Here is a 20,681-nt window from a genome sequence, read left to right on the forward strand (position 1 = left end):
TCGTCTGCAACTACCGCGTTGCCGCTCGGTCGGCAACTGCGTGACACGCCCTAGGGAATCAACAGCGGCCGCAGCGCAGGCAGCTGCTGCGCCAACTCGTCGGCCACGATGGCGGCGAACAGATCGGCGCCGTCCGGGCCGAGATGGGTGTAGTCGAACGCGAGTTTGGCCTGGCCCATCGGCTCGGCGCTGGCGTTGTCCTGCGCTGTGGCAGCGGCGTTGGTCGTGGCTGTGTTCTTCGACGTTGACGCAGACGCCGGAGATGGCGCAACCGTCTGCGCCGGTGTTTTGCCGATGGTGGTGCCCGATTGCGCGGCGACGATCTGCGCCGGCTCGGCGGGACGCTGCGCCAGCCGCATCGCCAGTACCGGCCCCATGCCCTGCACCAGAGCGCGGCTGCGCGCATGCAGATCAACTAGCGGCACCTGCAGCTCGCGCGCGACCGCACGCGTGGCCTGCGCCCAGGGGCCCAGGTCATCCACCAACTGGCCGGCCTCGAACTGCCGCCGCGTCAACGGCGTCACCAGCACCGGCACCGCGCCGGCGGCGCGCGCTTCGGCCACGTAGCGGCGCAGGTTGGCCGGGAATTCGCTGGCCAAGTCGGTGGACCGCCCCGGCTTGCCGGGTTGATCGTTGTGACCGAACTGGATCAACACGACCACCTGTCGATAGCCGCCGCTGCGCATCTCCTTGAGCGCGATGTCCCACGAGCCTTCGGCGCGATAGTTGGAGGTGCTGCGTCCCCCGCGTGCCAGGTTGAGGCAGCTCAGGAACGAGGTCACATGCTGCGCGCAGAAACTCGGGCCCCAGCCGCCTTGTACGGCGGTGGTGGAATCGCCCACCAGCACGATCTTGCTGGCGGCAAGCGGCCGTGTCGCGGCCGGTGCGCTGCTGTTTGCGCTGTTGGTGGCGGATGCCGTGGAGGCGAGTGGCGTGTCGACCACGGCGCCAGCGGTGGCATCAGCGAACGCAAGGCAGGCAACTGCCAGCGCAGTCAGCAGCATGGATGGGGCAACGGAGTACCTACGCATGGATCACCTCAAGATCGAATAAGTGCGGCTAACCAACCGACTGTGCTCACCGCCAAGTAGGCGCAGCTGGTGCGCGGTGCGCATTACCACGCGGACACTCCGGTTCCTCCGCGCCGTCCACGCGCACCTGACACCTGCTCGCTACGATTGATTGGTCGCTCTAAATACTGCTGCGCGATCGCAGCAAGCGTGCGGCCGGTGCCCGCGTCGGTCTGTATCGCTCGGAACCCGGTGTAGCGAACACGCCATAAGAATCCGAGTGGCGACTGCCTGCCACGTGCTGTTCGTCGCTCAATAGAACAAGCGCTCAGAACGTGCCACGTTGGATAAACGGCGCTTGCTGATACAGCCGACGTTCGCCACCGCGCGGGTCGTTTTCCATCCGGCTCGGCACATCGAACAGCAAGGTCTCGCGGCGCTGCAACGAATACTGCCGCCAGCGGGGGGCGCCGCGATGCGTGGGCTCGCCATGCCGCGCAAACGCGATCAACGCAGCGCTCATCTGGTCGGCCATGCGCTGCGCATCGGCGCTGTCGCCGGTGCGCGAACCGGGCTGGCCGATGGTGTCGAACACCAGCGGAATATCCAGCGTGTGGAAGGCGCCGAACTTGCCGCCGTCCAGCGGCGAGCCCCAGTCCAGTTGATACACCCAGGTCGGTGCGCCCTGGCGTGCGCGCGCTTCGGCTTCTTCCACCGCGCCGCGCCACGAGCGCCCGGCGGTGGTGGCGGCAAAGAACACCTCCGATGGCGAGTAGTGCGGATACAGGCGGCGGTATTCGGCGATCACCACCTGCGGCAACAGGTCCACGTATTGCTGCGCTTCCAGCTTGGCCGGCAGCGTGTCCCAGGTGAGTGCGAAGTTGGCCGCATCGTTGCCGAGAAACGCGCGCGTCTCGTCGCGGGTATTGCCGATCACCATCGGAATCGTCGCCGACTGCAACGGCGCGGTCGGCCAGAACGGATGCACCGGCAGGTTGCGCGCATCCAGCACCGGGCCGAAATACAACGCGCTGTTTTCCACCCGCGACGGGTCGCGCACCTGCGCGGCGGCCAGCAGCTGCGCCACCGGTACGCTGCGCAGGCGTGCGAGATCGGCCGGTGCAATCTTCAGCGCCTCCAGCAGCAATTGCGCACGCTGGGTGGCCGCGCGCGGCCCGGCCGCAGTGACCTGCTGCCCGCTCATGGTCCAGGCGCGATGGAACAGGCCGCGCGCGGCGGGCATGGCCATCAGCGTGGCGATCTTGGCGCCGCCGCCGGATTGACCGAACACGGTGATATTGCCGGCATCGCCGCCGAATTCGGCCGCGTGCTGGCGCACCCACTGCAGCGCCTGGATCAGATCCAGCTGCCCGGCATTCCCGGAATCGGCAACGCTGGCATCGCCCAGCTGCGCCAGCGACAGATAGCCGAACAGGTTGAGCCGGTGGTTGACGGTGATCACCACCACATCGCCGCGCCGGCACAGCCGCACGCCGTCGTACAGCGGGTCGCTGCCGGAGCCGGTGGTGTAGCCGCCGCCGTGGATATAGAACAGGATCGGCCGCCGGCCGCCATCGCGCAGGCCGGGCGTCCAGACATTGAGGAACAGGCAGTCCTCGCTGGTGGGTTCGCTGGCCTTGGGTTGCGGGGCGGCGGCGCCGAAGCCGGTGGCATCGCGCACGCCGCTCCACGCTGTCTCTGGCACGGGCGCCTGAAAGCGCCGCGCGGCGGTGTCGCCGCCGTACGGGATGCCCTTGAACACGCAGATGCCCTGCTCGCGATACCCGCGCAGTGCACCGCTACGCACCTGTGCCAGCGGTGCGCTGTCATCGCGCGGTGGTGGCGCTACGGCACTGGCGACACCGGGTAACGCGACGGCAGCACTGACGAGCAATCCACTGCGCAGCAGCGTGCGTCGGCGCACGTCGGGCGTGGATGGCGCCGTCATCGCGCCGCGTCCTGCGCCGCAGCCGGTGGCTTGCTGACGTGCGCAATCCACGCCTGCGCCAGCTGCGGCCACACCGCCACCGTCAACCCGGTGGTGGCCGCGGTGCCGAAGCCATGCCCGCCCTGCGGAAAGACATGCAGCTCGCTGGGCACGCCGGCGCGTAGCAACGCGTCGTGCATCAGCAAGCTGTTACGCACCGACACCACGGTGTCGTCCTGCGCGTGCAGCAAAAATGTCGGCGGGGTGTGCGCATCCACGTGCAACTGCGGCGAATACGCACTCACCTGCGCAGCGCTGGGCGTTTTGCCGAGCAGGCGCTCGCGCGAGCCCATGTGCGCATTGGCGCTGTCCATGTCGATCACCGGGTAGATCAGCAACGCGAAGTCCGGCCGCGCGCTCAGCGCATCGGCGGCGTCCTGCGCCGGGTACACCTGCGCGGCGTAACGCGTGTCCAGGCTGGCGGCGACGTGGCCGCCGGCCGAAAACCCCATCACCCCGACCCGCTGCGCATCGATGCCGTAGCGGCCCGCATTGGCACGGATCAGCCGCAGCGCGCGTTGCGCATCGGCCAGCGGCACGTCGGCGCCATTCGGGTGGCCTTCGCCGGGCAGCCGGTAGCGCAGCACGAACAAGGTGATGCCGGCCTGGTCGACGAAGCTTGGCACCAGCGCGCTACCTTCGTTGTCCAGCACGATGCGCTGATAGCCGCCGCCGGGCGTGACCAGCAGCGCGGTGCCGTTGGGCCGCTTGGGGCGGTAGACCACCAGATAGGGTTGGCCGATGTTCTGGATATAGCGGTCGGGCAGAGCGGCATCGCTGCTGCGGTCCACGATGCGCTGCGGCTGCGGCAACGGCGTGTCTCCCGGTGCCATTGGCTGCGGCCAGAGGGCGATCCGGCTGGCCTGTTCGGCGGCGGTATCGGCGCTGGCGCGTTCTGCCGACCAGGCCGGCACACTGGCCAGTGCAAAGGCGGCGACGGTCACTGCCAGGCAGCGGCGCAGGGCCTGCAATGCCCGGTTTCCACAAGGTTTTTGGCGTGTCTGCTGCATCTACCCCTCCCAGGGCCACTTCGGTATCGCGGTCACAATGTCGCACTGCACATTGCCAATGACACCGGTTTACCATATACAGCACACCGTGCCGCTGTCGATTGGCAGTGCAACAAAACACCTATCAGGGAGTCACCCTTGAGCAACGACGCCGCCACCCCGCCAACGTCCACATCCACGCTGTCCGACATCGCCCAGCGCTTTGTGGAGGCACGCCGTGCAGGGGCCTCGCTTCCCGACTTTCCCGGGCAAATCCCCGACGATCTGGTCACCGCTTACCAGGTGCAGGACATCGCCATCAGCCAGTGGCACGACCACGTGGTCGGCTGGAAAGTGGGCTATATCGCCGCCGAACGCCGCGATGCCTCCGGCGATGAGCGTCTGCTCGGCCCGATCTTCTCGCAGAAGCTCTGGAATGCTACCGGTGGAACAACCGAGTTTCCGATCTACGAAGGCGGCTTCGGTGCGGTCGAGGCCGAGTACGTGCTGCGTCTGGACGCCGACGCGCCGGCCGAGCAGAGCCACTTCACCCCGGAGCAGGCTGCACAATTGCCAGCCACGCTGTTCATCGGCGTGGAGATTGCCAGCAGCCCGCTGGCGACCATCAACAAACTGGGCCCGCGTGTGGTGATTTCCGATTTCGGCAACAACAACGGGCTGATTCTGGGCCCGGAAGTGACCGACTGGCTCGCCCGCGACGAAGCCACGCTGAGCGCCGAAACCCTGATCGACGACCAGGTCGTCGGCACCGGCGGCGCCACCACGCTGCCCGGCGGATTGCGCGCGGCCTACGCATTTGCGCTCAGCCGTTCGGCTCAGCGCAGGCGTCCGCTCAAGCGCGGTGATCTCATTGCCACGGGCAATGCCACCGGTATCCATGACATCGAAGTGGGACAGCGTGCCCTGATTCGCTTCGCCGGCATCGGCGACATTTCCTGTACGGCTGTGTCCGCCAAATAACGGTGGACCCCGTGACCAGACGCTTGGGAGGGCGCCAATGATCACACGCAGACATTTCCTCGGTGCCGGGTTTGGCGCCGCCGCAGCCGCTCCTTGGCTGGGCGCTGGCGCCACCACACCGATTCCCGGCGGGCAGTTGCTCACCGCCACCGACGTCCACGTCGGCGATTACCCCACCGTGGAGGCGGTGCGGTGGTTCGGCAAACAGCTCGAAGCGCGCACCAACGGCCGGCTCAAGCTGCGCCAGTACCACTCCGGCCAGCTGGGCCGCGAGTCGGAGGCGATCGACATGGCGCGCTTCGGCGCCATCGACATCACCCGCGTGTATTCGGGTGCGTTGAACAACGCCTTTCCGCTGACCCAGGCGCTGTGCCTGCCGTACGTGTTCGACTCGGTGCCGCATCTGCGCCGTGCCATCGACGGCCATGTCGGCGACAGCGTTCTGCGCAGCTTCGAACAGCGCGATCTGGTGGGTCTTGCGATCTACGATTCGGGTGCGCGCTGCTTCTACAACACCAAGCATCCGCTGCATCGCCCGGAAGATCTCAAGGGCCTGAAATTGCGTGTGGCCTCGTCGGACATCTTTCTCAAGCTGATGCGCATGCTGGGCGCCAACCCTACGCCAATGTCGTTGGGCGAGACGTTTTCGGCGATGGAAACGCACATGATCGACGGTGCGGAAAACAACATGCGCAGCTTCCAGTCCAGCCGTCATTTCGAAGCGGCGCACTACTGGTCGCAGAGCGAGCATTCCTACGCGCCGGACATTCTGGTGATGTCGCGCAAGAGCTTCGAATCGCTCAGCCCGGCCGATCGCGGCCTGGTGGTGGAACTGGCGCGCGCGTCGGTGCCGGTGATGCGCAACCTCTGGGATGCCTCGGAGGTGGTCGCACGCAAGCAGGTGATCGATTACGGCGTGAAGCTCAACCAGGTTGACATGCCGGCGTTCCGCGCCGCCGCCGCCCCACTGCTGGCCGAATACCGCAAGCAGCCGGAGATCGAAGCGCTGTACCGCCGCATCCGCGATTTCGCATAGAGGTATCCCGATGACCGTACCCGAGACCGTCGCCGTCCCGGCCGCGCCGTTGCAGCGCGCGCTGGACCGCGTTTCCGATATTGCCATTGGCGTGGCGTCGCTGGCGCTGCTTGGCCTGGTGGTTGTGCAGGGCTGGCAGGTATTCACCCGCTATGTGCTCAACAATTCCCCGAGCTGGACCGAGCCGGTGACGCTGTTGCTGCTGAGCACCGCGCTGAGCCTGGCGGCCGCCGCCGGTGTGCACACCAATCGCCACTTCGGCTTCTACCTGCTGGGCGACCACGTGCCACCGCTGGTGCGCAAACTGTTCGATCTGATTCGCCCGTTGATGATCATGGCCATCGGCGCCGTGCTGGCGTGGTGGAGTGCGGCGCTGCTGATCGATGGCCTGGACATCAAGATGGCCGGCGCGCAGATGCCGCAGAGCATCAACTACCTGCCGCTGTCCATTGGCGGTGCGCTGATGGTGGTGTTTGCCTTGTACAAGTTGTGGCGTGTGCTGCGCCCGATCCACACCGGAGGAGTGCGCTGATGGGCATCGCCATGTTGTTGGGAACCTTCGTGGTGCTGCTGCTGATCGGCGTGCCGGTCGCCTATGCACTGGGTGCGGCCGCACTAGCCACGTTGCTGTATCTGGATCTGCCCACGGTGGTGCTGGTGCAGCAGATTTCCGCAGGCAGCGGCTCGGCATCGTTGATCGCGATTCCGCTGTTTATCTTTGCCGGCGAGCTGATGCTGCGCGGCGGGATTTCCGAACGCTTGATCGCGCTGGCGTCCTCGTTGGTCGGGCGCGTGCGCGGTGGCCTGGGGCAGGTCAGCGTGCTGTCGTCGCTGTTCTTCGGTGGCGTGTCCGGCTCTGCCATCGCCGACGTGTCGGCGGTGGGCGGCACCATGATTCCGCAGATGATCAAACGCGGTTACGACCGCGATTACGCGGTGAACGTGAGCATGACCGCCGCGTTGGTGGCGCTGTTGGTGCCGCCCTCGCACAACCTGATCCTGTTCTCGGCGGCGGCCGGTGGCGGCCTGTCGATTGCCGATCTGTTTGCGGCCGGCATCTTCCCAGCGCTGCTGATGACCGCGGCAATGATGGTCACCGGCTATGTGGTGGCGCGCCATCGTGGCTACGGCACCGAGCCGTTCCCCGGCTGGCGTGCGGTGGCCTTGCGCCTGTTCGGTGCATTGCCGGGCCTGGGCCTGGTGGCGTTGATCTTCATCGGAATCCGCGCCGGCATCTTTACCGCGGTGGAAAGCGCCGCGATCGCCGTGGTCTACGCGTTGATCGTCACGGCATTGCTATATCGCCAGCTGCGCTGGGCCGAGTTCTTCGCCGCCGTCACGCATGCCGCCCGCACCACTGGCGTGATCCTGTTCGTGATCGCCACAGCGGCGGTGTTCGGCTGGTTGCTGGCGTATCTGCAGGTGCCGGCAGCGGCGGTGAAACTGCTACAGTCGGTGGCCGACGGCAAGAACACCGTGCTGCTGATGATCGTGGTGATGCTGCTGCTGCTGGGCATGTTCATGGACCTGGCACCGAAGATCCTGATCTGCACGCCGATCTTCCTGCCGGTGGTCAAGGCCTACGGCATCGACCCGATCCATTTCGGTCTGGTGATGGTGCTGGCCGGCGGTATTGGCCTGATCACCCCGCCGATCGGGTCGGTGCTGTTTATCGGCACCTCCATCGGGCAGATCACCATCGCCCAAAGCATGCGCACCATCTGGCCGTTCTGGCTGGCGGCGCTGTGCGTGCTGTTGATCGTGGCGTTTTTCCCGGAGCTGTCGCTCTGGTTGCCGAGGGCACTGCGCGCGTAAGCGCGTCGGTGCTGGCGGGAGTCTCCCGCCTTCATCCAGCAGCCGGCGATCTAGGCGCCGGCCCTGCATCGCCCCGCGCGACGGGGACAAGGAGAAAGCATGCGTCACCGTATGACACCCGCGCGCTTGCGTTGGCTGCTGGCCGCCGGGCTGGTGCTGTGCACCGGCCTGAGCATGGCCGCCGACTGGAAGCGCGGTATCGAACATCAGCGCATTGCCGACCAAGGCAATGGCACCTTCCTCAACCCGGTGCTGGCCGGCGATCATCCCGACCCGTCGGTGCTCAAGGACGGCGACGATTACTACCTCACGCTGTCCTCGTTCGACGCGTATCCGGGCCTGCCGATCTGGCATTCGCGCGATCTGGTCAACTGGCAGCCGCTGGGCCACGCCATCACTCAAAACGTCGGTGCGATCTGGGCGCCGGACCTGATCAAGCATGGCAAGCGCTATTACATCTATTTCCCGGCCCGTCGCGGCGACCAGGCCGAGCGCAGCAACTTCGTGGTGTGGGCCGATGACATCAAGGGCCCGTGGAGTAAACCGGTCGACATCGGCCTGGGCAAGTACATCGACCCCGGTCATGCGGTGGGCGAAGACGGCAAGCGGTATCTGTTCCTCAGCGGCGGCGATTACGTGCAGTTGTCCGACGACGGCCTGACCGTGGTCGGCACGCCCAAGCACGTCTACGACGGCTGGAAGTACCCGGAAAGCTGGGACGTGGAAGGCTACGCGCAGGAAGGCCCCAAGATCACCCGCCACAACGGCTGGTACTACATGACCACCGCCGTGGGCGGCACCGCCGGCCCGCCGACCGGGCACATGGTGATCACCGCGCGTTCGCGCTCCATCCACGGTCCGTGGCAGAACGCGCCCAACAACCCGATCACCCGCACCAAGAGCGCCGACGAGCCGTGGTGGTCGCGTGGCCACGCGACCCTGGTGGAAGGCACCGACAAACGCTGGTGGATGCTCTACCACGGCTACGAACACGGCTTCTGGACGTTGGGCCGGCAGGCCTTGCTGGACCCGATCGAATGGACCGCGGACGGCTGGTTCGTCGCCAAGGGCGGCGATCTGGGCACCCCGCTGAAAAAACCCAGCGGCCAGGCGCTGGCCCACGGCCTGGCGCTGTCGGACGACTTCCGCGCCAAGACGCTCGGCCCGCAGTGGGCGTTCTTCAACCCGGCGGCCGACGAAGCCAAGCGCCTGCAGGTGGGCGATGGCGTGTTGCGCCTGCAGGGCAAGGGCACCGCCCCGCGCAACGCCTCGCCGCTGACGGTGATCGCCACCGACCAGGCCTACCAGTTCGAAGTGCAGATGACCGTGGCACCGGGCGGGCAGGGCGGGGCGCTGCTGTTCTACAGCGACAAGCTCTACGCCGGCGTGGGCAGCAATGGCGAAAACTTCGTCATGCACCGCTATGGCGAAGAACGCCCCGGCACGCTGGCCCCCAGTGCTACCGGTGGCACCTTGTGGCTGCGGGTCACCAACAACCGCCACATCGTCACCATCCACAGCAGCACCGACGGCAAGACGTGGACCAAGTACCCGGTGCAGATGGAAGTGTCCGGCTACCACCACAACGTGGCCGGCAAGTTCCTGGCATTGAAGCCGGCGCTGTATGCCGCCGGCCCGGGCCAGGTGGAGTTCCGCAACTTCCGCTACCGCGCCCTGGACTGACCGTTCTGCATCGCTGGGCACGCCGCCGCGATGGCCGCTGCGGCGTGCCTTGCGCGGCGGGTCCGGGGTGGCGGCAGGCTTCGCTCAGGTCTGCCGGCCGTCTGGCCGGTAGAATCCAATCAACTTCACTGGTTGACCGCTATGCCCGCCCGCAAGATGCCTGAAGAGGGAATGCCCGGCCTGCCGAAGGGCAAGGTAGCCACGATCAACGACATCGCACGGATGTCGGGCGTGTCCAAGAAGACCGTTTCGCGGATCATCAACAACTCGCCGCTGGTGCGGCAGGACACCCGTGAGAAGGTCGAGGCGTTGATGCGCGAGGTTGGCTACTCGCCCGACCCGCTCGCGCGCGGGCTGGCGTTCCGGCGCTCGTTCCTGATCGGCATGGTCTACGACAATCCCACCGCGCAATACATCGTGGACATGCAGTACGGCGCGCTGGACGCGCTGCGCGGCTCCAGTTTCGAGCTGGTGGTGCACCCTTGCGACAGCCGTAGCCCCGGCTACATCGAAGGCGTACGTCGTTTCGCCCAGGCGCAGAAGCTGCACGGGGTGATCCTGGTGCCGCGCGCGTCCGAAGATCAGGCGCTGGCCGATATGCTGGCCGAGATCGGCTGCCGCTACACCCGCATCGCCTCGGTCGCGCTGGATACCACCTCGCAAACGGTGATCACCCACGACCGCGACGGCGCTGCCGAGGCGGCCGACTACCTGCTCTCGCTCGGCCACCGCGACATCGCCCTGGTCACCGGCCCCAGCGCCTACCGTTCCTCGATCGAACGCACCTCGGGATTTGCCGACGCGCTGACCCGGCGCGGCATCGAACTGCCGTCCGAGCGTATCGTCGAAGCCGGCTACACCTTCGAATCGGGCGTGGCCGCCGCCGAAAAGCTGCTGCTGGGCAAGAAGCGCCCCACCGCCATCTTCACCGGTAACGATGAAATGGCTGCGGGTATCTACAAGGTCGCCCTGCGCGCCGGCATCAACATCCCGCGCCAGCTCTCGGTGATCGGCTACGACGACAGCTCGCTGGCCTCGCGCCTGTGGCCACCGCTGACCTCGGTGCGTCGCCACACCCGCGATACCGGCCGCACCGCCGCGGCCATGCTGATCCAGCCCGACAATGCCCCGCAATTGCCCACCGCCAGCGTGCGCCCGCATCTGATCGTGCGCGACTCCTGCCAACCGCCGGAAGATTGAGCACCGCGCGCCGCGATCCCACGCGGCGCGGGCCTTCCGCTCCACCTTGCAGGACGTTGTGCCGGTCAAGGTGAGAACAGCTGCCTTGCCAACGGCTTGCCCCCATCCGCCCTTCGGGCACCTTCCCCCGCAGGCGGGGGAAGGCAGCACTTACCACTCAGGCCGCGCCTCCAAACACTGCGCGCCGCCTCGCACCCTCATCCGGCGCTGCGCGCCACCTTCTCCCGGTGGGAGAAGGGATCAAAGCCCCTCTCCTGCTTGCGGGGCGAGAAGGCACGGCAGGCGCGCCGCGGTCGGGCGTGCCTTGGAGCGCTCGCGCCGCAAGCGCGGGCCAGGGCGCGGAGCGGGGATTGGGGTGAGGGCACGGCGGCAGACAGGCATCTGAGAACAACGGAGGCATGCGCTGAAAACGCGGTAAGACACACTCGCCACTCAAGCTGCGCCCCCAACGCTGCGCGTCGCCTCGCACCCTCATCCGGCGCTGCGCGCCACCTTCTCCCGGTGGGAGAAGGAAGCAGGCAGTCCCTCAGACCTACGCACTCCCACTATCGTGCACTGCGCAATGACACCGGTTAACCAGAGCCGGTAGACTACCCACGGAGCAAGCCCTCTTCCCCCCGCTTGCCACGGAGATCGCGCATGTCCCTGTACTGCAAGACCCACTACGCCACCCACCCGGATGCCATCAAGGGCGCCAGCAACGATGACCTGCGCGAGCTGTATCTGCTCGACGGCCTGTTCGTCGATGGTGCGGTGACGCTCAAATACACCCATTACGAGCGCTTCGTGCTCGGTGGCGCCGCACCGCTTGGCACTGCGCTGGAACTGCCCAAGCAGACCGAGCCGGCCTCCGCCGCCGGTCACCCGTTCCTGGAGCGCCGCGAACTGGGCGTCATCAACGTCGGCGCCGGTAGCGGCACCGTGACCGTGGATGGCACCGCCTACACGCTCGGTCCCAAGGACGGCCTGTACGTGGCGATGGGCAGCACCGATGTCAGCTTCGCCTCGGACGATGCCGCCAACCCGGCCAAGTTCTATTTGGCCTCGACACCGGCGCATGCGCGCTTCGAGACCAAGCAGCTGTCGATCAAGGATGCAGTGGCGCTGGATCGTGGCGCGCTGGAAACCAGCAACGAGCGCACCATCTACCAGTACATCGTGCCGGCCACCTGCCAGTCCTCGCAGCTGCTGCTAGGCCTGACCGTACTCAAGCCGGGCAGCGTCTGGAACACCATGCCGCCGCATCTGCACGACCGTCGCAGCGAGGTGTATTTCTATTTCGACCTCGGCGCCAACGACCGCGTCTATCACTTCATGGGCGAGCCCGAAGCGCAGCGTCACATCGTGATCCAGAACAACGAAGCGGTGGTGTCGCCGCCGTGGTCCATCCACATGGGCGCCGGCACCAGCAACTACGCCTTCATCTGGGCGATGGGCGGTGAAAACCTGGATTACACCGACATGCACGTGCTGGACATCTGCCAGCTCAAGTAAGCCCGGTTTCGATCCATCGTTCGCTCCAGCGACGCCGTTTTTCCAGGCAAGCGCTGGCAACGTCAGCGCGCCCCGACGCGGCGTTGGCGAAGCACCAGTTCAAACAACGTAAACGCACTCTGCCGCGCCTCGCGCGGCTCACTCATCACAACGTGGCACACCCAGCAGGAGCGATAAGGTAATGAGCAATCCGTTCAGTCTCGAAGGCAAGGTCGCATTGGTCACCGGTGCCAACACCGGCTTGGGCCAGGGCATCGCGCTGGCATTGGCCGAAGCGGGCGCGGACATCGCCGCCGCCGGCATCCAGGCGCCCACCGAGACCGAAGAAAAGGTCAAGGCGCTGGGCCGCCGTTTTATCGCCATCGAAGCCAACCTGATCAGCATCGAGCCGGTGCAGCGCATCGTCGACGCCACCATCGCCGGCCTGGGCGGGTTGGACATCTTGGTCAACAACGCCGGCCTGATCCGTCGCACCGACGCGGTCGATTTCAGCGAGCAGGATTGGGACGATGTGCTCAACGTCAACCTGAAGTCGGCGTTCTTCATGGCGCAGGCGGCTGGCCGTCATTTCATCGCCCAGGGCCGCGGCAAGATCATCAACATCGCCTCGATGCTGTCGTTCCAGGGCGGCATCCGCGTGCCCTCGTACACCGCCAGCAAGTCGGGCATCGCCGGCATTACCCGCCTGCTCGCCAACGAATGGGCCAGCAAGGGCGTGACCACCAACGCCATCGCGCCGGGCTACATGGCCACCGACAACACCGCGCAGCTGCGTGCCGATGAAGACCGCAACAAGTCGATCCTGGATCGCATCCCGGCCGCGCGCTGGGGCGTGCCGGCCGATCTCGGCGGCACCGCGGTGTTCCTGGCCAGCAGCGCCTCTGACTACGTCAACGGCGCCATCATCCCGGTCGATGGCGGCTGGCTGGCGCGCTGATCCAGATCGCATGGCGATGGCGCGCACTGTCAGACGCGCGCAGCCGCCCCTGGTGTCCCGCGATACCACGTCCTTCTCCCGCGAGCGGGAGAAGGTGCCCGCAGGGCGGATGAGGGCAGCAACTCGTCCGGGACGCTCATCAAGGGGTGCGCAGAGTCTTGGTCACGTCTTGTTTGTTTCGCGCCGAAAGCCCCGGATGGGAACGCAATCGAAAGCACCTCGCGGCAGTCCCTAGCCTCCATCCTTTTTCCGAACCACTCTTCCCCAACCAATCGGAGCATTCCCATGAAAATTGCACTCATGAATGAGTTTAGTCAGGCCGCCAAGAACCCGGTGATCCTGCAGCAGCTCAACGACGTCGCCGGCGAACAAGGCCACAACGTGTTCAACGTCGGCATGGACGGCGACAACGATCACCGCCTGACCTACATCCATCTGGGCATCGTCGCCAGCCTGCTGCTGAACTCGAAGGCGGTCGACTTCGTCGTCGCCGGCTGCGGCACCGGCCAGGGCGCGCTGATGTCGCTCAACGCTCACCCGGGCGTGTTCTGCGGCTACTGCATCGAGCCGACCGACGCCTACCTGTTTGCGCAGGTCAACAACGGCAACGCACTGTCGCTGGCATTCGCCAAGGGCTACGGCTGGGGCGCGGAAATCAACGTGCGCTACATCTTCGAAAAGGCCTTCAGCGGCGAGCGCGGTCTGGGCTACCCGGCCGAGCGTCGCGAATCGCAGGCCGCCAACGCCGGCATCCTGACCCAGGTCAAGCAGGCCACCGCCAAGTCCTACCTCGACGGCCTGCGCGCCATCGACCCGGAACTGATCAAGCAGGCCATCGGCGGCGAGCGCTTCCAGCAGTGCTTCTTCGACAATGCGCAGGATGCGGAGATCCGCAACTTCGTCGCCGGCCTGCTGGGCAAGAGCGAAGCCGCTGCTGCCTGAGTGCAGCCGCATGCGCATGCCTGTGTTCCTGCACCGGGAGCAGGTATGCGCCGCAAGGTGAGTGCTTGAGACGTCGCTGACGCGTCATGCATCGCACGGCGTCACCCACTGCTGAGACAAGCAGTGGGTGACAGTCACTGCACGCCCTGCTGTGACTGACTCCGATGCAGGCGCCCAAAAGCGTGAGTGCATCCGTTGCGAACAGAGAGCGTGCGTGGACGCGAGCAGAAGCAGTGTGCATTCGTCCACAAGCACTCGTGCATTTGATCGAAAGCGCGCATGCATCGAGCCCCTCTCCCACCGAGGCGAGAAGGCACGGCTTACGCGCCATAGGCGCGCGTGCCGCAAGCGCGGCTCGGGGCGCGGGTAGGGCGGAAGGCAGCCAACCGGCAGTCAAGCGCAGGCATCGGACCCGCTCAATAATCAGCAAGTGCCGATGTTGAGGATGACCCACCGAAGCATCACGTCACCCGTTCTGGATCCAGCCAACGCGCGAAGTACGGATGCAAGTCGCATCGAAATCACGCATCAAGCGTGCAGCCATACGTCGGTACCGCACTGCAGATAGCAGCAAGACCAGATCCAAAAGCAACAACAGCAGCAGCAACACCAGCAACAACAACAGCAACAACAGCAACAGCAACAGCAACAACAGCAACAACAACAGCAGCAACAACAGCAGCAACAACAGCAGCAACAACAGCAACAACAGCAACAACAAACACCGCACTCACCAGGAGCCCCTCATGCGTCGACTGCTCATCGCCATGCTGCTGCTCTGCACTGGCATCGCCCATGCCCATGCTGCGCCCCATCGCATCTTTATCGCCGGCGATTCCACCGCGGCCGAGTACGGCGCCGATCGCGCACCGCAAGCCGGCTGGGGCCAGATGTTGCAAGCATGGTTCGACCCCGCCCAGTGGCAGGTGCACAACCACGCCAAAGGCGGCCGCAGTACCCGCAGTTTCATCGCCGAAGGGCGCCTGGACGCCATCGCCAAGCAGCTGCAACGTGGCGACATCCTGCTGATCCAGTTCGGACACAACGATGCCAAACGCGAAGACTCCACACGCTATACCGACCCGCAAGGCGACTACGTGCGGTTCCTGCGCCAATACATCGCCACCGCGCGCGAGAAGGGCGCCACGCCGATCCTGATCACGCCGGCCGCACGCCTGCTCTACGACTTCAGCGCATTGCTCGATACGCATGGCCGCTACACCTTGGCCATGCAGCAAGTGGCGGCCGACCAACACGTCGGCCTGATCGATCTCAACGCCAGTTCCAGCGACTGGATTCGCGCACTCGGCGAGCAAGCCGCCAAGCCGTACTTTCTGTTCGTCCCCGAACAGGGCAAAGCAGATGGCACCCATTTCAGCCGCGCCGGTGCCACCGCGGTGGCCTGCCTGGTCGTGCACGGCTGGGTGCATCTACAGCCTGAGTTAAAACCCCAGCTGCGTCGCGACGCCGATTGCGGCGCAGCCCCCGATACCGCCGCGCAACGCGTCGCACAGACGCATCCGTCGCTGGTCGTGCACGAGCGCGATCTCGCCCGCGAACAACCCGGCCCGCACGGCGGCGCCGGCCCCACCACGGCGTATCCCTTTTTCGCAGACGCGCCGGAGTTGAAGTTTGTACTGCGCAAACGCGTGCTGCACAAAGGTGCCGGCATCGGCCTGCATCTGCACGACAAGGACGAGGTCTACTACATCGTCAGCGGCCGTGGCCTGTACGCGCTGGATGGCAAGCAGTACGACGTCGCAGCGGGCGATGCACTGCTGACGCGCCCGGGCAGCACCCATGCATTGCAGCAGACCGGTGATGCACCATTGGTGCTGTTGTTGGCCTACCTGCCAGCGCCGGCAGGGTGAACCGTCGGCGCGATGCAGCGCAGGTATGGGCGCCGCAGACGCGCCACCCAAGCGATGCCCCGCCGACCCAGCGCTGCAACCCCGGTGGCACTCGATCCAGGACTGCAGCCATCGCCGTGCATTGCGCCGCATGACCTTCGGCATGCTGGCAGGCGGCCTCGACCGGCGGCATGATCGGCGATCCCACACTGCTCGGCGTGCATGAAAACTTCCTGGTTGCTTCTGTGTGTGCTCATCGCGCTGGCACCTGGCGCACTGGCCAGCCCGGCATCGGCCGTCCCTGCTCCGATTGCGCTGGACCTGGAGCTTGCACCGCATGCAACCAAGGGCAACGTGGACACGCTAGAGGTGCGTCTGCGCCTGGCCGCGCTGACCGTGGCCCGCGGCGGCATCGTGGCGCAGCTGCCGATGCAAGAGGGAAACGTGGATAGCGCTGCCGAGCACATCGTCTTGATCGAAGCCGCCGATGCGCAAGGGACGGTGCAGCTCGCCGGGCGCGCGGCCACCGCGCAGGAACGCGGCGATCAAGGCCCGTTGCGCGTCTGGACTGCGCCACGCGCGCTCGGCGGCCCGCTCAGCCTGCACTACCGTGTCCCGGCCAATGCGACCCGGCCGCCGCGCGGCCCGGCGCCGCCCATTTCGTTCCGTAACGATGCGCATGCGTTTTCTGCAGTGTCGAGCATGTTTCTGGTGCTGCCGCCGCAGGCACAAACGTACGCGTTGACCATTCGCTGGGATCTGACGCAGCTGCCCGATGGCGCTAAGGGGGTGAGCTCGTTCGGCGAAGGGACGGTGCAGGTCGCGCAGATCGACAACGACAGTTTGTCCGGGGTGTTCTTCATGGCCGGGGAGGTCGGACGCTGGCCGAGCGTGCCGCGTGCGGACGGGTTTTCGGTCGCCTGGCAAGGCCAGCCGCCCTTCGATGCGAATGCGTTATCCGCGTGGGTGGGCAAGCTGCACGAGCAGTTCGAGCTGGCGTTTCCGCAGCCCGAGTCCAGCCCCTACACGATCTTCCTGCGCTACAACCCGGTCAACGCGGGCGGCGGCACCGCACTGAACCAGTCATTCGTCACCACCTATGGCGCAGGGGCCGGCGCCGATGTGGACCTGATCAAGATCACCTTGTCGCACGAAATGTTCCATACCTATCAGCCGCGCCTTTCCGAGCACGGGCCCGAGTCCACGACCTGGTTCAGCGAAGGCTCGGCGGTGTTCTACCAGGCGCTGCTGCCGCTGCGATTCGGTTTGCTCTCCCCGCAGCAGTTTCTGGATTCGCTCAACATGACCGCGGCGCGTTACTACACCAATGCGCTGGGAAATCTGCCCAACGCACGCATCGATGAGGGATTCTGGAAGGACACCCGTATCCGCACGCTCGCTTACGACCGCGGCATGTTGTATCTGGCTACGGTGAACGATGCGCTACGCAAGCGATCGCAGGGCCAGCGTTCGCTGGATGACCTGCTGCGTGCGTTGCTGGCGATCGGCCAGCAGCGCGAGGCAACACAGGCCGATTGGGAGGCCTTGCTGAAGGCGGAGCTGGGCGAGGCGGCGGTGCAGGACTTTCATGCCTTCCTGGCCGGCACGCCGCCGTTGCCGGCGTCGGACGCGTTCGGGCCGTGCTTTCGCAGGACCAGCAAGCCGCTGCGGCGGTATGTGTTGGGATTCGAGCCGGCGGTGCTGGCCGAACCCAAGCGCGTCGTGCGCGGGCTGATGGCAGCGTCGGCGGCGGCGCAGGTAGGAGTGCGCAACGGCGATGAGATCGTGCGTCCGGTGCCGCAGGACGGCATCCAGGGCAATCAGACCGAGCACCTGCAGTTGCGCTTGCGTCGCGACGGCAAGGAGTTCGATGTGGACTATCTGCCACGCGGCGAGCAGGTAGACGCCTGGCAATGGGAGCGCGTGCCTGGGGTGGACGATGCGCAATGCCGGCTGTGAGTCGGCGCTGATGCGTGTGGGCGTGCCTGTCTGCGGATAAGCACCCAGCCATCCGGTGCGCCGTTGCGCACGTGCCGCTGCCGGATCACTGCGTCGCTGAGGTGCCCGCATGCGCGACGGGGATTGCCCTCGCACGCCGCGATCGCGGCGTGTCCGTCTGCGTCACCCTGCATGCCCGTCGCACAAGGCGCGCAGCGCATGGATGAAGGCTCAGGCCTTATCCACCCCGTAATGCACCAGGCCCAGCCGTGCCAGGTCGCTGGAGCGGCGGTAATAGACCTCTTCCCAGCCCTGCACGCGTTGGCGGTCGGCCTCGTTCATGGCGTCCAGGATGTCTTCGATGCTGAGCAGGTCGGGGTCTTCTTCCAGCCATTCGAACACCGCGCCCAGGCCTTCGATGGCCTGCCGAGTTTGCGCTGCGCCCATTGCTGCCAGACCGCGCACTGCGTCGCTGCGGGTGGCCGCATCCCAGCGGTCGAAGTAGCGGGCGTAGCCGCTTTCGGTCATGTCCGCATCCAGCCGGGCAAGCGCGACCAGCTCGCGTTCGCCCGGCGATAGCGCGTCCAGACGTCCGCGCAACGTTGCCAGTTTTGCCTGCGCGCGTGCGGCGCGACGGCGCCACAGCAGCTCGGGCATGTTGATCAGCCCCTCCGCTGTGGGCGGCGCCACCGCAGGCCAATTCACGCCATGGCCGTCCTCGGTGATCTGCCAGTGCGCGCGCTGTGGTGGCGTGGCCTTGAGCAACAACCGATGCGCCTGGATGGGCTCGTCGATGCGGATGCCGTTGGCCAGGGTGAACAGCAGGCGGGTGTCGTCCAGCTCCAAGCGCCGGATGCGCAGATGCGTCAGGTCCATTGAGCGAATGCGATGTGGGGAGTCTCGACCATAGTCCGCACTGGCGACGGTGTCGAGTCGCTGCGCACTGCGTTGTCCCGCAGCGCGATCTGCACATGCGTCGCATCGCCTTGCCAGGGTGACGCCGCCATCTGGCCAAGGCGCGACAGGGCAGCGCAATGCAGCCACGCACCACGGCGCACGGCTTTCAGCCTCGCCTCTCACCGTGTCAGACACGCAGCGCAGGTCACACGGACGCGCAATCCTTCGCGGCGTTAATCACGTTGGACCGCTGCGTTGACCCGCGGCGGGCAGCGCAGCGCCAACGTGGCTGCTTTACACGTCGCCGTCGCGGCTCCAGCCTTCGCCACTGCCGCGCTGAATCACCTGATCGCTGCTCAGCACATCGCCGGCCGGCACCTGCGCCTGTTGCGCCAGTGCCGCGTAGATCGGCGTGAAGTCCGGGCTGGTCGCATCCATCAACTGCGCAAAGCTGTCGATGACGAAATAGGTCTTCTGAAAACTGTCGATGCGGTAGCGCGTGCGCATGATGCGCTGCAGATCGAAGCCGATGCGATTGGGCGCGGGCGAGTCCAGTGAATACAGTGATTCGCCTTTCGACGACACGATGCCGGCGCCGTAGATGCGCAAGCCTTGCGGCGTGTTGATCAGGCCGAATTCCACCGTATACCAATACAGTCGGGTGAGGTTCTGCAGCGCGTCCGGGCCAATGCCGTGCGCCTTGACCCCGCCACGGCCATAGGCCTGCATGAAGTCGGCAAACAACGGATTCATCAGCAGCGGCACATGCCCGAACAGGTCATGAAACAGGTCCGGCTCGGCGATGTAATCGATCTGATCGGGACGGCGGATCCACCAGGTCACCGGAAAACGCTTGTTGGCCAGGTGATCGAAAAAATCCAGTTCCGGCAGCAGGCCTTCCACGCCGACCAACGTCCAGCCGGTGGCTGCCTGCAGCACCGCGTTGAGCGCATCGAAGCGCGGGATCTGGCTATCGTCCATGCCCATGGCGTCCTGCGCCTGCAGGAACTCATCGCAGGCGCGGCCCACCAGCAACGCACGCTGGCGGCGATACAGCGTGCCCCAGGTGGCATGGTCGTCGCTGCTATAGCCGTCCCACGGCTGATCGACCACGGCCGTGGTGTAGACCGGCACATAACCCTTGTCGGTGAGCTGGTTTTCGACGCGGCGCGGGGCAGTGTTCATGCGACAGGACTTCCGTAGCGACTAAGGATTCACCTTAGCCGGATCGCTGCGCAACAGGATTGCGAATCTTGCGCAGTGCCAGCACTTACGCGCAAGATTCATGCGTCTCGATCTGCTGCTGCGCAACATATGGACCAACCAATCGCCTTGGACCGCACCGATCTGCGGTTGCTCGCCTTGCTGCAGACGCAGGGGCGTACCAGCAACGCCGAGCTCGCCGTGCAGGTGAATCTGTCCGCGTCGGCCTGCCTGCGGCGCACGCAACGGCTGGAGGCCGCCGGCATCATCGCCGGCTACGGTGCGCGCCTGGATGCGCGCGCGCTGGGGCTGGGTCTGCAGGCTTTTGTGCGGGTGCAGCTGGAGCAGCACGGTCAGGCCGATATCGAGCTGTTCGCCGACGGTGTGCGCGGTTGGGACGAAGTGGTGGCGTGCTGGGCGCTGACCGGCGACATGGATTACCTGTTGCAGGTGCAGGTGCGCGATCTGGAGCATTTTTCGCGGTTTCTGCTGGATCGGCTACTCAATGCCACCGGCGTGTCCGACGTCAATTCCAGTTTCGTCCTGCGCACGGTCAAGGCGCCCGAAGGCCTGCCGCTGTCGCATCTGGCGTGATGCATTAGTCGCCTGAACCCCGGGATGCGAAGCGCGTTCCGCCGGCGGAATAGGGCGCACCCGATCGCGCGTACAACCTGTTGCGATCAACGAATCTGGCTGACCTACGACGTCCGGCAGCGGGC

The 20,681-nt window shown here is 66.0% G+C and carries 18 protein-coding genes and 1 other RNA gene; 13 read left to right on the forward strand and 6 right to left on the reverse strand.

Annotated features, from left to right (window positions below):
• Positions 1 to 50: 50 nt before the first annotated feature.
• Complete coding sequence (locus ABQU90_RS10840; protein WP_323520956.1) at positions 51 to 1,031, reverse strand: rhamnogalacturonan acetylesterase; 981 nt, start codon at positions 1,029 to 1,031, stop codon at positions 51 to 53.
• Between the two features lie 82 nt (positions 1,032 to 1,113).
• Here ABQU90_RS10840 and ABQU90_RS10845 point away from each other — a divergent pair.
• A non-coding RNA gene (locus tag ABQU90_RS10845) (sX9 sRNA) lies at positions 1,114 to 1,188 on the forward strand.
• A gap of 150 nt (positions 1,189 to 1,338) precedes the next feature.
• Here ABQU90_RS10845 and ABQU90_RS10850 read toward each other — a convergent pair.
• Both ABQU90_RS10850 and ABQU90_RS10855 read right to left on the reverse strand, forming a co-directional pair.
• On the reverse strand, positions 1,339 to 2,958 hold the full coding sequence (locus ABQU90_RS10850) for a carboxylesterase/lipase family protein (protein ID WP_323520957.1): 1,620 nt from the start codon (positions 2,956 to 2,958) through the stop codon (positions 1,339 to 1,341).
• Positions 2,955 to 4,007: an alpha/beta hydrolase gene (locus ABQU90_RS10855; protein WP_323520958.1), complete on the reverse strand. Its 1,053-nt coding sequence runs from the start codon at positions 4,005 to 4,007 to the stop codon at positions 2,955 to 2,957. Before ABQU90_RS10855 ends, ABQU90_RS10850 begins: the two co-directional genes overlap by 4 nt.
• 138 nt (positions 4,008 to 4,145) lie before the next feature.
• On the opposite strand from ABQU90_RS10855, the gene ABQU90_RS10860 reads away from it, so the two are divergent.
• The 9 genes from ABQU90_RS10860 to ABQU90_RS10900 all read left to right on the forward strand — a co-directional run bounded on the left by ABQU90_RS10860 (position 4,146) and on the right by ABQU90_RS10900 (position 14,074).
• Complete coding sequence (locus tag ABQU90_RS10860) at positions 4,146 to 4,967, forward strand: 2-keto-4-pentenoate hydratase (protein WP_323520959.1); 822 nt, start codon at positions 4,146 to 4,148, stop codon at positions 4,965 to 4,967.
• 37 nt (positions 4,968 to 5,004) lie between these two features.
• Positions 5,005 to 6,003: a TRAP transporter substrate-binding protein gene (locus tag ABQU90_RS10865; RefSeq protein ID WP_115526688.1), complete on the forward strand. Its 999-nt coding sequence runs from the start codon at positions 5,005 to 5,007 to the stop codon at positions 6,001 to 6,003.
• Positions 6,004 to 6,013: 10 nt separating this feature from the next.
• Positions 6,014 to 6,535 (forward strand): TRAP transporter small permease, encoded by a 522-nt coding sequence (locus tag ABQU90_RS10870; RefSeq protein ID WP_161963779.1) that lies wholly within the window; start codon positions 6,014 to 6,016, stop codon positions 6,533 to 6,535.
• On the forward strand, positions 6,535 to 7,818 hold the full coding sequence (locus ABQU90_RS10875) for a TRAP transporter large permease (protein ID WP_055853858.1): 1,284 nt from the start codon (positions 6,535 to 6,537) through the stop codon (positions 7,816 to 7,818). The genes ABQU90_RS10870 and ABQU90_RS10875 overlap by 1 nt, the downstream gene beginning before the upstream one ends.
• A 99-nt stretch (positions 7,819 to 7,917) precedes the next feature.
• Positions 7,918 to 9,501: a family 43 glycosylhydrolase gene (locus ABQU90_RS10880; RefSeq protein WP_323520960.1), complete on the forward strand. Its 1,584-nt coding sequence runs from the start codon at positions 7,918 to 7,920 to the stop codon at positions 9,499 to 9,501.
• Positions 9,502 to 9,642: 141 nt separating this feature from the next.
• Positions 9,643 to 10,701, forward strand: a complete 1,059-nt coding sequence (locus tag ABQU90_RS10885) for a LacI family DNA-binding transcriptional regulator (protein ID WP_055853853.1) — start codon at positions 9,643 to 9,645, stop codon at positions 10,699 to 10,701.
• A 639-nt stretch (positions 10,702 to 11,340) separates the two neighbouring features.
• Positions 11,341 to 12,195 carry a 5-dehydro-4-deoxy-D-glucuronate isomerase gene (gene kduI, locus ABQU90_RS10890; RefSeq protein ID WP_055853850.1) on the forward strand — a complete coding sequence of 285 codons (855 nt, stop codon included), beginning with the start codon at positions 11,341 to 11,343 and terminating at the stop codon, positions 12,193 to 12,195.
• 181 nt (positions 12,196 to 12,376) lie between these two features.
• Positions 12,377 to 13,132, forward strand: coding sequence for a 2-dehydro-3-deoxy-D-gluconate 5-dehydrogenase KduD (gene kduD, locus ABQU90_RS10895; protein WP_055853846.1), 756 nt, complete (start codon positions 12,377 to 12,379; stop codon positions 13,130 to 13,132).
• A gap of 285 nt (positions 13,133 to 13,417) precedes the next feature.
• The gene (locus tag ABQU90_RS10900) at positions 13,418 to 14,074 is read left to right on the forward strand and encodes an RpiB/LacA/LacB family sugar-phosphate isomerase (RefSeq protein WP_115552550.1); all 657 of its coding nucleotides are present in this window, start codon (positions 13,418 to 13,420) and stop codon (positions 14,072 to 14,074) included.
• Positions 14,075 to 14,595: 521 nt separating this feature from the next.
• Here ABQU90_RS10900 and ABQU90_RS10905 read toward each other — a convergent pair.
• Positions 14,596 to 14,808 (reverse strand): hypothetical protein, encoded by a 213-nt coding sequence (locus ABQU90_RS10905; RefSeq protein ID WP_349780857.1) that lies wholly within the window; start codon positions 14,806 to 14,808, stop codon positions 14,596 to 14,598.
• A gap of 12 nt (positions 14,809 to 14,820) precedes the next feature.
• Here ABQU90_RS10905 and ABQU90_RS10910 point away from each other — a divergent pair, with 12 nt between their 5' ends.
• Both ABQU90_RS10910 and ABQU90_RS10915 read left to right on the forward strand, forming a co-directional pair.
• Positions 14,821 to 15,945, forward strand: a complete 1,125-nt coding sequence (locus ABQU90_RS10910; RefSeq protein ID WP_323520962.1) for a GDSL-type esterase/lipase family protein — start codon at positions 14,821 to 14,823, stop codon at positions 15,943 to 15,945.
• Between the two features lie 201 nt (positions 15,946 to 16,146).
• A complete protein-coding gene (locus ABQU90_RS10915; protein WP_323520963.1) occupies positions 16,147 to 17,883 on the forward strand; it encodes a M61 family metallopeptidase in 1,737 nt (578 codons plus the stop codon).
• 210 nt (positions 17,884 to 18,093) lie between these two features.
• On the opposite strand, the gene ABQU90_RS10920 is transcribed toward ABQU90_RS10915, so the two are convergent.
• Positions 18,094 to 18,738 carry a DMP19 family protein gene (locus ABQU90_RS10920; protein WP_323520964.1) on the reverse strand — a complete coding sequence of 215 codons (645 nt, stop codon included), beginning with the start codon at positions 18,736 to 18,738 and terminating at the stop codon, positions 18,094 to 18,096.
• Between the two features lie 315 nt (positions 18,739 to 19,053).
• Positions 19,054 to 19,944 (reverse strand): phenylalanine 4-monooxygenase, encoded by an 891-nt coding sequence (gene phhA / locus ABQU90_RS10925; protein ID WP_055853828.1) that lies wholly within the window; start codon positions 19,942 to 19,944, stop codon positions 19,054 to 19,056.
• A 129-nt stretch (positions 19,945 to 20,073) separates the two neighbouring features.
• Between phhA and ABQU90_RS10930 the strand changes: the two genes are divergently transcribed.
• On the forward strand, positions 20,074 to 20,556 hold the full coding sequence (locus tag ABQU90_RS10930; protein ID WP_055853825.1) for an Lrp/AsnC family transcriptional regulator: 483 nt from the start codon (positions 20,074 to 20,076) through the stop codon (positions 20,554 to 20,556).
• Positions 20,557 to 20,681 lie beyond the last annotated feature (125 nt).

This window comes from Xanthomonas sp. WHRI 10207, from assembly GCF_040202975.1.
Taxonomy (GTDB): domain Bacteria; phylum Pseudomonadota; class Gammaproteobacteria; order Xanthomonadales; family Xanthomonadaceae; genus Xanthomonas.